The 13,839-nt window shown below is 43.8% G+C and carries 21 protein-coding genes; 19 read left to right on the top strand and 2 right to left on the bottom strand.

Translation table 11 applies throughout. The features are described 5' to 3' along the window. Window positions 1-17: 17 nt before the first annotated feature. From QMY49_RS26995 to QMY49_RS27080, 18 genes are all read left to right on the top strand, one after another. Window positions 18-389: a hypothetical protein gene (locus QMY49_RS26995; RefSeq protein WP_053309139.1), complete on the top strand. Its 372-nt coding sequence runs from the start codon at window positions 18-20 to the stop codon at window positions 387-389. Between the two features lie 25 nt (window positions 390-414). Beyond that, window positions 415-579, top strand: a complete 165-nt coding sequence (locus QMY49_RS27000) for a ribosome modulation factor (RefSeq protein WP_164496845.1) — start codon at window positions 415-417, stop codon at window positions 577-579. A gap of 13 nt (window positions 580-592) precedes the next feature. Then, on the top strand, window positions 593-1,210 hold the full coding sequence (locus QMY49_RS27005; protein ID WP_053309140.1) for a hypothetical protein: 618 nt from the start codon (window positions 593-595) through the stop codon (window positions 1,208-1,210). A 214-nt stretch (window positions 1,211-1,424) separates the two neighbouring features. After that, entirely contained in the window at window positions 1,425-2,207 is a 783-nt protein-coding gene (locus tag QMY49_RS27010; RefSeq protein ID WP_283316927.1) for a ParA family protein, read from the top strand. A gap of 1 nt (window position 2,208) precedes the next feature. After that, complete coding sequence (locus tag QMY49_RS27015; protein WP_140259107.1) at window positions 2,209-3,399, top strand: ParB/RepB/Spo0J family partition protein; 1,191 nt, start codon at window positions 2,209-2,211, stop codon at window positions 3,397-3,399. Between the two features lie 12 nt (window positions 3,400-3,411). Next, on the top strand, window positions 3,412-3,684 hold the full coding sequence (locus QMY49_RS27020; protein ID WP_014386681.1) for a helix-turn-helix domain-containing protein: 273 nt from the start codon (window positions 3,412-3,414) through the stop codon (window positions 3,682-3,684). Window positions 3,685-3,824: 140 nt separating this feature from the next. Next, entirely contained in the window at window positions 3,825-4,100 is a 276-nt protein-coding gene (locus QMY49_RS27025; RefSeq protein WP_014386682.1) for a hypothetical protein, read from the top strand. 17 nt (window positions 4,101-4,117) lie between these two features. After that, complete coding sequence (locus QMY49_RS27030; RefSeq protein WP_014386683.1) at window positions 4,118-4,420, top strand: hypothetical protein; 303 nt, start codon at window positions 4,118-4,120, stop codon at window positions 4,418-4,420. A 93-nt stretch (window positions 4,421-4,513) separates the two neighbouring features. Then, window positions 4,514-4,708, top strand: a complete 195-nt coding sequence (locus QMY49_RS27035) for a hypothetical protein (protein ID WP_053309142.1) — start codon at window positions 4,514-4,516, stop codon at window positions 4,706-4,708. A gap of 18 nt (window positions 4,709-4,726) precedes the next feature. Next, a complete protein-coding gene (locus tag QMY49_RS27040) occupies window positions 4,727-5,158 on the top strand; it encodes a hypothetical protein (protein ID WP_283316934.1) in 432 nt (143 codons plus the stop codon). Then, window positions 5,155-5,400 carry a hypothetical protein gene (locus QMY49_RS27045; RefSeq protein ID WP_014386686.1) on the top strand — a complete coding sequence of 82 codons (246 nt, stop codon included), beginning with the start codon at window positions 5,155-5,157 and terminating at the stop codon, window positions 5,398-5,400. Before QMY49_RS27040 ends, QMY49_RS27045 begins: the two co-directional genes overlap by 4 nt. A gap of 342 nt (window positions 5,401-5,742) precedes the next feature. Further along, window positions 5,743-6,495 (top strand): hypothetical protein, encoded by a 753-nt coding sequence (locus tag QMY49_RS27050; protein WP_140277296.1) that lies wholly within the window; start codon window positions 5,743-5,745, stop codon window positions 6,493-6,495. A gap of 14 nt (window positions 6,496-6,509) precedes the next feature. Next, window positions 6,510-6,803 (top strand): hypothetical protein, encoded by a 294-nt coding sequence (locus QMY49_RS27055; RefSeq protein ID WP_032073016.1) that lies wholly within the window; start codon window positions 6,510-6,512, stop codon window positions 6,801-6,803. Window positions 6,804-6,816: 13 nt separating this feature from the next. After that, window positions 6,817-7,020 (top strand): hypothetical protein, encoded by a 204-nt coding sequence (locus QMY49_RS27060; RefSeq protein WP_074189610.1) that lies wholly within the window; start codon window positions 6,817-6,819, stop codon window positions 7,018-7,020. A gap of 214 nt (window positions 7,021-7,234) precedes the next feature. Then, the gene (locus tag QMY49_RS27065; RefSeq protein WP_017086512.1) at window positions 7,235-7,711 is read left to right on the top strand and encodes a hypothetical protein; all 477 of its coding nucleotides are present in this window, start codon (window positions 7,235-7,237) and stop codon (window positions 7,709-7,711) included. Between the two features lie 59 nt (window positions 7,712-7,770). Further along, window positions 7,771-8,004, top strand: a complete 234-nt coding sequence (locus tag QMY49_RS27070; RefSeq protein WP_014386693.1) for a hypothetical protein — start codon at window positions 7,771-7,773, stop codon at window positions 8,002-8,004. Between the two features lie 61 nt (window positions 8,005-8,065). Next, window positions 8,066-10,027, top strand: coding sequence for a hypothetical protein (locus tag QMY49_RS27075; protein WP_283316938.1), 1,962 nt, complete (start codon window positions 8,066-8,068; stop codon window positions 10,025-10,027). Beyond that, window positions 10,024-10,626, top strand: coding sequence for a hypothetical protein (locus QMY49_RS27080; protein WP_283316940.1), 603 nt, complete (start codon window positions 10,024-10,026; stop codon window positions 10,624-10,626). The genes QMY49_RS27075 and QMY49_RS27080 overlap by 4 nt, the downstream gene beginning before the upstream one ends. A gap of 64 nt (window positions 10,627-10,690) precedes the next feature. Here QMY49_RS27080 and istB read toward each other — a convergent pair whose 3' ends face one another. After that, complete coding sequence (gene istB, locus QMY49_RS27085; RefSeq protein ID WP_012126528.1) at window positions 10,691-11,431, bottom strand: IS21-like element ISVch3 family helper ATPase IstB; 741 nt, start codon at window positions 11,429-11,431, stop codon at window positions 10,691-10,693. A 10-nt stretch (window positions 11,432-11,441) separates the two neighbouring features. Further along, window positions 11,442-12,974 carry an IS21 family transposase gene (gene istA / locus QMY49_RS27090; protein ID WP_283316943.1) on the bottom strand — a complete coding sequence of 511 codons (1,533 nt, stop codon included), beginning with the start codon at window positions 12,972-12,974 and terminating at the stop codon, window positions 11,442-11,444. A 249-nt stretch (window positions 12,975-13,223) separates the two neighbouring features. On the opposite strand from istA, the gene QMY49_RS27095 reads away from it, so the two are divergent. Next, window positions 13,224-13,838 (top strand): hypothetical protein, encoded by a 615-nt coding sequence (locus QMY49_RS27095; RefSeq protein WP_053309151.1) that lies wholly within the window; start codon window positions 13,224-13,226, stop codon window positions 13,836-13,838. Window position 13,839: the final 1 nt, after the last annotated feature.

Raw genomic sequence — 13,839 nt, forward strand, 5'->3', positions numbered from 1 at the left:
TACGTAAGGTGAAGATCATGAATAATGATGAAATTAGTTTTGAAAAAAAGACAAAGTATTGGGTGGCTAAACTAAGTGATGTTGACTCGGCCTTGAGTGACAAAGAGAAGGGGGAGCTCGATAGACTTCTTGGCAAAGTTGCGGCTCACAGAGAAGCTACAGGTAAAGCTCCTCTGGAGTGTGTTGTTGTTGAGAGCGATTGGCCGAATTACGCTGAGACTTGGGCATCCATTGAAAGAGTGGCATCAGGAAGCAATGACACTGTTCAGGCTGCGCTTGAAGAAATGATTTCCAATGCCAGAGACAATGGTTATCCGCACCATGTGGAAGCCCTTTGCGAAGCTCTAGACCGACTAAGAGACAATGGCTTAATTCCCGTTTTGGAATAATTCACATTAAATAGGGAGTAGCACGATGAGTGAAGAGCAGGAAATTGTTTACCAAGAGGGCTATAACGCCTTTCTGAGCGGAGAAGAGGAACTGTCCAACCCATATAGAGGCATAGATGCCGAATTCTGGAGTGATGGCTTCGAGGATGCGAAAGAGGATACAGAACAGCGAAGTAATAACTCAGACTAACGAGAAAAATAGTATGAACTACCAGCCAATTTCATTAGCAGCAAATCAATATCGGCATATAAGTTTATCCCCTTCGGTGTTAGGGTTTCCGATGCAATCCCTATTGCTGATATGTGGAACGCTGCTTGTTGGTTCATGGCTTGGATACCCTCTTGCTTTTGTGTCGGTAGGTTATGTGGGGCATATTTTCATAAAAAGAAAGTTCGCTCGTGAGTACCATGAGCTACCACATCCCATACCTCAACCAGGACTTGCAGGGCAAACGAGTAAGTTGTACGTAAAAGGCTTGCCCGAACAGTTCTACAAAGACTTTCAGGCATTAGCTGAAACGTGCTCAGAAGTCTGTATTGCTCGTCCCAAGAAGTTAAGATATCTGGAGCTTAGCTTGAAAAGGATCGCGGCCCGTCACGGAGCAAACATCCGTTCAGTAGATGCGGATTTCGTCGCCCTTGAGCATCCTGTCGCTGATATTGAACTAGCAAGGGAGTATTACGTCAGGTCTAGACGCCCAGTAATTCCACAGAGCCCAGTAGCTATTGAGGATTTGGCTGACAATAATCCAATCCAGAACCAAGAAAATAAAGAAGACTTGCTAACCGAAAAAAACAAGCGCAAGGTAATATTGGATTGAGACAGGATGCACATTGTTCTGTCGATACAGCTCACCTAAACATTGATGATTTTTCTCGCGGCCCTTTGAGGCCGTTTTTTTATCTGTAATTGTTATGTTAGTACCACGATATGACATTGCAGTATCATAAAGTGAGTGTTAGAATCTTTCACATGTGAAAGTGGCGATGTTTCGTCACTAGGAATCTCATTTGCAATCGGAGAGCGAGGTAAACATGGCAAAAGCTATCGCCTATGCCAATCAGAAGGGAGGCGTGGGTAAAAGTACTATCTGTATCCAGCAAGCCTTCGATTTGGCAGAAAAAAAGAAAAAAGTCCTGGTACTGGATTTCGATGGTCAGGGTAATACATCTTCACGTTTGGCTCCTCGTGTGGAGTTGGAAGATGGCAGCTACGAGCCAGCATATAGCGGTACTAAAGTAGCTGAATTGTTCCTTGATAACTGCTCAAGCATTCAAGTAACGGAGTGTCCATGTGGTGTTGATTTGATTTACACGCCCAAAAACGATCCGGATTTGTTTGAGATGGAGGCAGTGCCATTGGAACAAGCAATGAACCCAGCTCGACACTTAAAAGAACTAATCAAAGACTATGATTACGTGTTGATTGATTGCCCACCGAGTCTTGGCCGTAAGCTGGTTGCTGCACTGATGATTGCGACGCATGTTGTATGTCCTGTAAAACTATCTGGCTTTGCGGTTGATGGTGTAGAGGGCTTGCTGACGACCATTATCGGTGTTCAGCAACAGCACAATCAAAACTTAGAAATCCTGGGCATTGTCATCAATGATATGGATCGTTCAGTGAACCACAACAAATCGTTTACTGAGCTGAAAAAAGCTATCCCAGAGTTGATCTTTAGTAACATAATTCAACACCGTCCACCGCTTGATTCTGCAACTACAGATGGAGTTCCAGTATGGTCTCTTCGCTATGGTCATGTAGCAGCAAAAGAAGTGCGAGCGGTGCTGGACGAGATTGTAGAGAAGGTAGGTTAAGATGAAACTAAATAACCTAAAAAACCTCAACCAGTTAGCTCAAGCCGCCCAAAAAAAGCAGCCAGATGGTAAGGTGATTCTGACGGTTCCTGTTGATGAAGTTATTTCAAAAGAACAGGTTCGTAAACGGTTCCGTAATATCGAGGAACTGGGTGATTCAATTTTGGAAGAAGGCCAGCAATCCGCGATTGTGGTCTACCCGAAAAATGAAGACGGCAAATATGTCATTCAAAAAGGCGAACGTCGCTGGAGAGCATGTAAAGCCAAAGATATTCCAACAATTGACATCGTTGTTAACGAAAAAGAACAAACGGACTTGGACGAAACAGCGGGAGAATTGATAGAGAATATTCAGCGCGATGATTTGACTGCACTTGAAATTGCTAATGCTTTACAAGTATTCATTGATAAAGGGTGGCAGCAAAAAGACGTTGCAAAACGTATCGGTAAGAACACAATTTTTGTTTCAACGCACCTTTCATTATTAAAAATGCCTGACTGCGTTCGAGAATTATACGATAATGACATTACAGCTGATACGGAAACACTCAATAACTTACGTTTGCTATTCGAACTGAATGAAGAGCGATGCCGGGCTGTCTGTGCCGTTGCTATGAGTGATGGCATGACACGTAAGCAAAGTCGTGAGTTGTTGAATGATGCAAAACGTATCAAGAATGGTGATGAACCAACTTCAAATGAAGATGGTGCAGTAACCAATAACTCTGAGCAGGATAATAATTCGAATTCTGACTCGGAATTGGGTGAAGAGAAGGGTGGCAACTTTACACAAAGTGATGTGGAAAGTTCTGATGATACAACGGGCAATAATGTTGTTCATCAAGCTACGGGAGAGGAATTTACTTCTGATGATGCTTCATCTCAAGGCGATACAAACGCGCCGGGTGATAAGCAGGTTGATGAAAGTGATGATGCAACCGATGATGCCGAAGAAGAAGGCATTGAACCTCCTCTTGCAAAAGGTAAAGACTGGAAAGGGGCTGACCCACGTAAGTTAGTCATCACCGTGAATATTATCGGTGAGAGTGAAAATAAGCGTGGTGTACTGATGACAGATCGTATTGCTACTGAACCAAATGTGGTTTGGGTTAAGACTCTTGTTGGTGAGAAAAAGGAAGTAAAGCCAATTAAAGTAGCGGTGACTGACATCGAGCTCGTAAGCGTTGAGTAAGGTAAGTATGGAATGAAGTTATCTCAGGATATGAGTCGCAAGTTTGAACTGGTAAATGCGCTGTCTAAGTTAGATAAGCCCAGCTTGCACGATCTCCATTCAGAGACCAAGATTCCTGAGTCCACTATTAAACGCCAACTGGCGATGCTTCGTGATGAGTTTGATATGAAAATTATATTCATCCGTGAATCGAGGGGAGAGCGAGGAGCTACAGGCTACTATATGATAACGGACTGGGGTATTTTGGACCGAGAGAAGTTCATCTTGCGGCACGGAAAGCTCTGATTGTAATATCCAACCTCAAATTAGCCCTGGCATTGCGCCGGGGCTTTTTTATGCCTGTAGACTTTTAAAATTTTATAAGTATTATAAAGTGATACTGTAATATTAAGGAGGTAGCTCCTTTAGTTTTTTGGAGGTCTCAAATGAAAGTTCTTCATCTCCCTGTGAAAGCTCTGTATTTCAGACAAATGCAAACCGGGGAAAAGAAATATGAATATCGTCTTCAAACGGATTACTGGCGGAAACGTCTGGAGGGCCGCGAGTATGATGAGGTGCATATCAAGCTTGGCTATCCAAAATCTGGGGATACCGAGAAGATTTTAGTTCGACCGTGGAAAGGTTTTGAGGAGATGGTTATTACTCACCCTCATTTTGGTGATGCTCCCGTTAGCGTGTTCGCAATCAAGGTCAATGAGTAATAGGAGATGTACTGATAATGGATTCAGAATTGAAGCAAGAAAGCAAATTTTACCGGGACTTTGAAGATAAGTTGCTACACGTTATAGCAAAAGCCCATGTGATAAACCTGAGCTGTATGAGCAAAGGTGAAGCAATGCGACTGGTTGCTCATTTAGAAAACCTAAACCCTGAAAAATATCCAGAATTTTATGGGGTTAGCAAGTCGCTAATAAACGTTACGAGTTCAAATCTGATTGTTACATTGAACAACACTATTCAAAAAATGAGTTCAAGTCTGTCTGCGCGATTGGCTTTGATCAATCCTGAAAATACCCGCTAGTTTGTACAGAAAAGGGCAATTACTCCCATTGGTATATAGCGTAGGTAGGGGCATGATTGCCCTTGTATCTAAAAAAGTAGCGAGGCTCCGATAATGAATGAGCAAAAGAACCGGGCATTCTGTGAGCAGATGGCTGCGGCAACGGTAGAGCTTGGGACACAAGAGGCACTCTCATGTATGGCTAGGTACATGATAGCCATCGCACACGATCAGGGTATCTCATTACAGTTTGAGTGCGATCTTGGTTCTTTAGAAATCCAACCAAATGAAATACTGATAAAACACTAAAAATTACAGGAGTTGGCTATGAGCAATGCACTGAGCGTTATTACAAAACAACTTTCAAAAGAGTCTGATCCCGAGTTCTTAGAGTTTACAGCTCGGATAGTTGAATCTATTGAATTGGTTTTAGGTTATGAACCAACAGTTGAGAAAGTACGCGACTTGTTGGGAAACAAGAAAAAAACCGTAGCCTTGTTGAATTCTAGTCACAATGAGTCCGTTGTTAAGTTAGCTCTGGAGATCTCACAGTACGACGATAGCCACTACGACACATTACTTTCGGCAGGTATGTCTGCTTTAAACCGATACTTGTCAAAGAATAGCGGTTCTGTTTCTGGTTGTATGTTCATGCCTGGAGATATCACTGCGAAAGAGTTGGCCGAACGATTTAACGGAGAATGGATGTTCTTTAGCGATGATAAGAAGCTTTCACTTACTACAGGAGAAATGTCGTGACGGAACAAAACGAAATGGTGGCATTAGATGGCTATAAATTGCATTCCAAAGTAAAGCGCTTTTTTATTTACGTGTTTATAGCTATGGCTGCCCTGAACTTTATTCAGTTGATTACCAATTTTTACTTACCAGAAAAGCTCTTAATTATCGCAAATGGATTCGCATTAATTTGTGCTGTTTTGAGCGTTATTGATAAGGCCCACTTGTGGGAAAAAACAAGCAGTGATGGGGAAGGCCAGTGAATCGACGTAGACTGTATTTTTTGATGGCGTTCTTGGGTTCGTTGGCATTAGTCAGTGCAAAATTGAAATGGCCTGGGTTCATTGTTGGTGGTATGAGTATTGGTTTTGCTCTTCGATGGTTTCTCATCCACCAGCCTCTCAATCAAGATTCTCGCCCGTTAGAACGAATCGTAACGATCTCTGGAATAGGGCTTTTCATGGTTTTGTCCGGTGGCCTTTTTCATCTGGGGGATAATCCTGCCTTTATCGACCTTATGTTTATGTGGGGGTGTGCATCCTCGGGAGTTGCCTTAGCTGAACTGGTTAATGTGAGAAATCCGGATCGAAGTGAGGGAACTCGAAGTGAGCACTAAAATATACAATGGGTTAATTCTGCGCAATACAACGTTAGAGCAGGCACTAACCAAATTATGCTCCTTGCGCTCTGGTTGCGTTGATACGGCCAAAAAATCCATAGCAAAACTGGGAGCTAGAAAGCTTGCATTTAATGCAGATATCTCGGCAAACGTAACCATGCTCCAAAAGGATAGAAGCTGCCAAACTCTGTCAGATCTGAGAACTATGTTTATCGAGGAAAAGCATAAAGTTTTGGTGGACGGTATTCGTAGTACGGATTGGGACTTCACTTTTAATGTCTGCTTAATTCCCTGGGGACAACATACATTAGGTTTGTACTACGTTGAAAACGATATTGGGTATCGCCAATCCTTAATGGACGTTGGATTTCAAGATTATCATTACCAAAACTCGACAGATAAACCTAACGATGTGACTGATTCAGAATGGAGACAAAGAGAACTCGCTTGGGAATCAGTGTTACCTGGTTGGACAAGACCAATAGAACGCGGTTTGTCTTACAGCGTGGTTGATTGGGATGATTACCAGAGTGCTGTACATAGTAAAAGTCTGATCCAAGAAAACATCCCTTCACAAAGCATTAGACGCAAGCGAGTGGCGGTAAGGCTGACAGAGCTGGAGTTGACTGCGAGTTTTCCTACTTCATCTGCGTTTGAAATTGTTGAAAAAACCAGAGAGCTATATCCGGATAGAATTGATGACGTATTGCTCGGTGATGTAACGGTAGTACGTTTCTAACATAGGGGGGAGTAATGCTGGATTTTTTCTTTATAGGCCCATTAGTTATTGGTTTGGTTTGTTGGTTTAAAGCCCCAAATGAGGAATGGGAGTCACTCGCTAAAGATTTTTCAAAGCGCTGGGCGTTAAGTCTTATAGCTATGATCGCTGCTGCCGCGTTGGGAGGAATAACGATGCCAAATGGACCAGAAAGTAGTGAGTCAGCATGGCTCATATTTGTTGGAATCATTTGGTTTGTATGCATTGTTACGATGCTTTGGGTTGCCCTAACCACACTAATGCAAGCGATTAAATTGAAGAAACAATAATAAGGAACCGAGTATGGCTCACGTAGATCAATATATTGAAGATTGGTTAATGGTGTTCAGAGCTGCGGGTATAAGCGATGAAGTTGCCCAGGAGGAATTTGGCTTGTGGTGTGAAGGGCTCGATGGCGAAATTAGCAATGAGTACACCCAAAACGCACTATCTGTCATCAACGCAGCTGAACAGGCAATTGAAGAACTACAAGGAATTACTGGGTGAGAAGAAAGCGTTCAAACTGGGTATCCGTAAGTCATTTAAGCGCCTATGCCGCTGATCCATCTAAATTTTGCCAGCACAGAGGACAAGCATACAACTCCGAGGCTGCAAACGCTGGATTAAAGGCTCACGCCCGAGCAGGAAGTGGTAACAGTCTTTTACCGTGGTTAGTGATTATTGTTGTAGCCATATTGGTTGCTATTAACTGGGATTTGTTATGACTGGGGAACTAGTGTTTTTGCTGGTGGCGTCAATCGGCCTATTGATGGTTATTCTCAGAGGGCTGTCCATTAAGAGGCAGTTCCATATGCCTTGGTACTGTATCGTGCTGGGGGCTGATATAGGCGGTTGGAAAAAGCCTTGGTTTATTAAACGCCGAGGAGTCTGCGGAGCCCCTGATGCAGTATTTTTTGATCCATTGCGTTTTAGATACATTGCAGGAGAATTTAAAAGCAGAGCGTTCAATGGGCGAATGACAATCCGTGAAAAGTACCAGCTCACACTTTATACCGGGTTAATTCAGCGATTCTGGCTACCTCAAGCACAGGGAGTAATAGCCTATGGTTGTGGGCGAGTATTGAAGCTGGACTATGATAAGACACTTTTTAAAAAGCTTATGGCTCTTCGAGGCGAAGTCAAATCTGCCAGAAAAAATTGGAGGCCAGTCGATCACAGACCGTTGTATAAGCGATAGACAAAACTTTTTTACAGGGTTAATATATGATTCTGTAATCTGACTGAGAGGTCAATGTTATGGCATATAACCCAAACAGTGATGAGGTGTGGGGTAAAGAACTAAGGGTGTATAGTTCGATGAGTGAAGCTGACTACCACCGAGTTCTCCAGCAAGGCGCTTTTGCTTATCAAAGTGGAACGCCATACGCAGAAAACCCGCACAATGATCACGAGTCGAAAGCAGCATGGATTGAAGGCTGGCAACTCGCAGCATTTCATGAACGGATGTCTACCACTCGAACCGTGCAATAAGTTTAATTTGATAAACCAGTGCCTGACAGTGTTCGTCGGCACCTTAATAAAGCGTTATTTTATGAAAAAGTTCCTAAATGTTTTCCAGTTGCCTACTGGATATCAAGTACGTATTGGTAAAAAAACAAAGTCTTTCAATGCCGGAGTATCTAGTGATAACGCGCTTAATTCAGCGTTATCCTTTCGCCTGGATATGTATAAACAGGGGGTCTTACCCGCTAATTGGAATGTTGGTTATTTTGAGCCCAATGCTATCAAGATTATTGATCAGGATAAGCAGAAACGTTCACGTTGCACCATCCGAACAAAGACAGATCGGAAGCCCACACACATAGAGGCATATTGGTCAAAGTTCAAAAACCTAGCCGAAGCGCATTCCTTTTTGAAGCGCGAATACAGCAAATGGTGTAGAGAGCACAATGCAATAGCTAAGCTGTATAACCAAAAGCGCAATGAGATTCTGTTCATCTCGGCCCAGAAAGAGAAAGAACAAAAAATATCAATCCTAAGTGATGGCATTAAGTTTGATGCGAAGCTTTGGAACGAGTGTGTGGCCGAATATGAAGGAGTGATGCCTGTTCCTAATACAATCTCTGATCATGTCCAGGTAGAGGCTTATAGTGACAGTGGTGAGAAGGATATCGACCTTAGCCACCATTTCGCTGTTAATGTATCTGATCAATTGGAGCCATACCAGTCTTCCGAAGTTCTCCATGAACTATTGGACCCGGTATACGATATCCTACATGTTGATAACCATGCTGCATTAAAACTAATGCCAGAAGTAAAATGTAGCTACAAAGCTATGCGTGAGAAGTTACGCAAGATTAAGCCAAACCGTAATGTAAAGGGTGCGATTTGTGCTCCATTTTCTATTGAGACAAAGCTTAAATCATCGTTCCTCGATTTTGCCATACCAGCGTACTGGGATGGACTTCCTTTAAACCCATCCAAAACAATCGTTAATCTAGCCAGTCATAATGGGATCATTCAGGCTGCAAGTCTTTTAGCGACAGCTTCATTTATGTTTATGGGCTACATGCAAAAGCAGCGTATGTTGCAATCGGATGAGAATGTAGAACTAGAATTTCCTGTGTTCGAAATCAGTGAAAAGATGCTGAATTCTGCAATTGACTCTATCTACCAAGCGCTTCTATTACAAATGGGACGGAAGGCACTGAACTCGATGGGTAAGTGCGAAGAACGATTAAATCTGTGGCATGACGTTGATGTCTGTGACGTCTACGACGATCAGTTTGGAACTGCTGTCCAGATGGGGCAATGGCAGTGCTTTATGCCCCGAAGCAACAACGCGACGTTGCGTAAACTTCAACTATTGGTGCTGGTGGCAAAAATTGAGCATAACCTAGAAGAAGGCTTTGTTCGTCGTCAACTGTCGAAAAGTGGTATCGGAATTACACCCGTTGATAAATTGAAAGATAAGTACAGCCATATTTCTCATGATTCAATTGAGCGATTTGAACAACTCCGGGAGCAGCTCTATGTATCCTCAAAGAAATTCTACCCCTTAGTTAACATGAGTTCTTTGCAAACCCCCAAACCTGATCAAGTGTTTATGGCAAGATGCCGTCATTGCGGCCATGTTCCGAATAAAACCATGCGCAAAAAAGATGGGGTCTGGTTTGGAGCAATCCAGTGCCCCAACCATTTAGACGAAGCGGTATCCGGTGAAAGGGAATATGAAGCTGAACTTCATGAATTAGTGATTGAGTGGCAGAAACGTAACCTGAAAAACTTTGATTTTTCTAAGACATATATGTGGGACCTTTCCAGAAAATCATTCTCTACTGAGCTTGGACCTTTCCTCGATGAAGTAAAGCGTCGTCTTTCCGATATGGTTGAGTACAACAGTCTCGCAATATCACTTCCAAAAGAGATCGTAAAGGACAGGCCAGGGAAAAACTTTGCGAAGCGTATCTATGCGAATTATCTCTGGGCGTGTTTTTTCTATGATGCTTATCAAATCAAACTTTCAGAACTAAAGAAGGAGACCGCACGATGAAATCAGGTCTTGAACGGTTGAAGGAAATAGTGACACAAAGTGCGTTTTATCGTTCTCCGAATTATTCCGTAAACGTTAGCTTTAAAGACTTATTCAAACCCGTTGGTGGTTTGCTTGCCTACAATAGCTTGGTGCAAGAGCTAACGGAGGAGATAGCTTTATCTCCTTATGAGATACTTGAAAAGTTAACCCCTGAGTTTCAGCGTTCCAATCAGAAGTGGACGAAAAACATGCAGCAATGTTTCGTTGAAAACCTCTTGTGTGGATGTGAAACGAAAGTACAGCTTTATGATGTGAAAGGCAGGGGGGGAGAATTGGATGATTCCCTTATCTTAGATGGGTTACAGAGGCTTACCGCTATTGCGGCGTTTCATTCTGGTGAATTCGCTGTATTTGATGAACTGTATTGGGAAGACTTAAAATCTGGAGGTATTTTCCCAAGGTTGAATTTGATCGTGAACATCTACCAGTTTGATTCTGATATTGAGGCATGTCGCTTTTACATTCAGATGAATAAAGGAATTACCCATTCTGAGGCTGATTTAGAAACTGCATATTGCTTTATGCGCAAGCACGGTGAAAAATGCGTATTTCGGTGATTGCGATCGCTCGTTTCGGTTTATTCCGATCACCTGAGCCTGCCGTTTTTCTCTCTTCCTATTTTTACTCTAAGTGATCGGATTGCGCCAGTTTTCTCATTGACTCACCTCCCAGTTCTATTCGATGGCTATTGTGTACCAACCGATCCATTAGAGCGTCTGCAACGGTGGCATTACCGATCATGTTATACCATTCCTTAACGGGTAGTTGACTGATGACGATCGTACTGCTGTTTTGGTAGCGGTCTTCCAGCACTTCCAGAAGATGGCCCGCATGCTCTTGAGTCAGTTTTTCCATTCCCCAGTCATCAAGGATAAGCAGTGCTTTTTTAGCCAGGGATTGAAGTTGCTTTTGATAGCTGCCATCCAGACGACCTGCGGTCAGGTCGTCCAGTAGTCGGCTTAGTCGGTAGTACCTTGCTGTTTGCTGTTGGTCACAGGCACTGGTTGCTAGTGCGCAGCCAAGATACGTTTTGCCTGCTCCCGTTGGGCCTGTGATCAAGATGTTCTGGTGTTTGTGTAGGTAACTGCCCGTTAGCAGTTCACTCATCTTTTTGCGATTAAGATTTCGTCCTTCTTTGTAGATGAGTTGGCTCGGCTGAGCATCCACTCTGAGCTTGGCTTGCCGTTTTAGGCGTTGGATTTTGGACTGATTGCGGTTCAAGATCTCGCTTTCCAGTAGCAGGCTTAACCGTTCCTCGAAGTCCAGCTCTGCGTAGGTGGTCAGTTGCTCTTGTTGCTGCTCTAACGCTTTCGCGGCATGGCTCAAGCGCAGGGTTTTGAGTTGGTCGTTGAGTGCGTTCATCTCTCTTCTCCTAGTGGTAACAGTTCGGGCCACGAACATTGCTATGAACGAGGTTTGGTGTACTCGCTTTGTCTTTGCTTAGTTGGCCTTCACGATTGTTCTTCAACAGATTATTGACGAAGGTGTAGTTGGGTTTTGTCAGCATCAGCGCATCTTTACAGGCTTGCTCTAGGCGCGATTCGCCATGCGTTTTACTCAGATTGAGCAGCCCAAGGCAGGAACGATAAGACTGCTCTGGATGAGGCTTGGAGTTAAGCATCTTATTGACGACTTCTCGTGTGGCTGGGCCGATATTGGCTCCCCAGTTGAGCAAGCGTCCAGGCGACCACTTTTGATGTTGATGATTACTCGGCATATGCTCTGGTTGGGTGCTGTTTCCACGTTCTCTTTGGCTGCGTGGATGCTGGGCGACCAAGTTACCTTTATGGTAGATCTGCACCAGACGGTTAGAGGCTTCCAGTTCGACATGGTGACCAACAAGTTGATGGGGAACCGAGTAGTAATGACGGCGATATTCGATGTGATAGTCAGGCCCCACTTTGGCTCGCTTGGTTTCGGTATACAGGTAACGCTGCTTAGGCAGAGGCTTTAACGCGGGTTTATCGAGCTTGTCGAACAGCGCTTTACGACTCGCACCATACTGTTTCATCTTACGTTCGTTTAAGTCATTCATAAGCTCACGGATGGCTAGGTTCAGTTCTTTGAAGGTATGGAAGGTTTGGTGTCGCAGCCGCATCATAATCCAGCGTTCTACCAGGAGCACAGCATTCTCTGCTTTGGCTTTGTCTTTCGGTTTATAGGGGCGAGCTGGCATCACTGCTGTTTGATAGTGGTTCGCCAGCTTTTGATAGCTGTCGTTAAGTCTTGGCTCATAACGGTTAGCTTTGGTGACCGCGCTACGAAGATTATCGGGAACTAAGAGTTGTGGTACGCCGCCGAAGTGTTCGAACGCATTAGCATGCGCCTCTAACCAGTAGGACTTACCTTGGCTAGGGAAGGCTTCAACATAGGTGTAATTGGACGCACCTAAGGTCGCCACGAACACCTCCGCTTCGCGCACTTCTCCTGTGTCAGGATTGACCACCTGAAGCCGAGGCCCACAGTAATCGATAAACAGCTTATCTCCCGCAACATGAAGCTGACGCATACTGCGTTTTTGGGTTTTGAACCAGCGAGTGAAGTGCTCGCAGAACTGAGTGTAAGCGTAAGCTTGCTCTTGATATTGCTCATGATATTCCTGCCACAACAGCATCTTCGTCATGCCTTTACGCCTGAGTTCGACAGCGTATTGAGTGAAGTCTGGCATGACTTTGTCGCGACTGGCTTTCTTCGAGTGATACAGAGCCTTAGTGAGGTCTGCATCACTGCAACCTTCTGGCAGAGGCCAGCCAAGTTGGCTTTGTTTAAAGCGAGTCAGGAGTTCCGATATGGTGGAAGGGCCGAGTTTAAGGCAGGAAGCGATGCTGCGGTTTGAGAGACCGCAGTCGTACTTAAGGCGTAATACCTCTTTGATTTTATTCATTGGAGTTCTCTTTTTTGCCATGGTCGCTTCCTTACCTTCTTGTTTAAGACGTAAAGAATAGCGAGCTATTGATTTAAAAGAGAAAAACGAAGGGTTTCGGACATTCCGATCGCGGTTTTCGCTATTCCGATCACCGATTTCGGAGTTAGGCTAAAAGTGATCGGATAATCGCGGAATTAGTGATCGGTTTAAACCGAAATGGGTGATCGGATAATCCCGAAATGACTGATCGGAATGCTCCGAAATATGCAAAAAGTCTAGGTAGTCATTATGGTGTGCATTTTAAGGTCTAAACGGATTGAGTCATCTCGTCAGATATCACTTTGTGGAAAAGTTGTATCTGGTAACGGAGCTCATTATAGGAACATCACCGCTGCGAAGAACGGAGCTCAGCCAGTATGCAAAGACTGTTTAAATTCGCTGGGAATGACAAGATATCAATTGCGGCCAACTAAGAAAAAGAAGCCTAAAGTCAAACCAAAAATGGCAAAGAAGGTTTCTAGGAAGGTGCATGAGTCCTCTGCGAGACAGCCAAAGTTCAATAGACAGGATGTGTTAGATAACAAGGAACTGTTTATTGGGTGTGCAATGGTTATGTTAGAACAGCAGGAAAGGTTAGATCTGTTCCTTGAGAATAACGCTAATGCCCAAATTGCACTTGATTACTACTATTACGGGCAAACAGCTAGAATGACGGCTGAAAAGTACAAATCGACGCAGGTCAGCATTCCAAATAGAGCCAGAACGGGTCTAATTACGTTTAGTGAAGAAATTGAATGCAACCCATTAGATTGGGCATCATGGCCCGTACAATCTCTCTGGGAGCTAAAGAGAGCGTTATTAAGTATTGCTGTTGAAGCTGTGCCAGAACAGTTAAACAATTAAG

This window comes from Vibrio harveyi, from assembly GCF_030060435.1.
Lineage (GTDB): Bacteria > Pseudomonadota > Gammaproteobacteria > Enterobacterales > Vibrionaceae > Vibrio > Vibrio harveyi.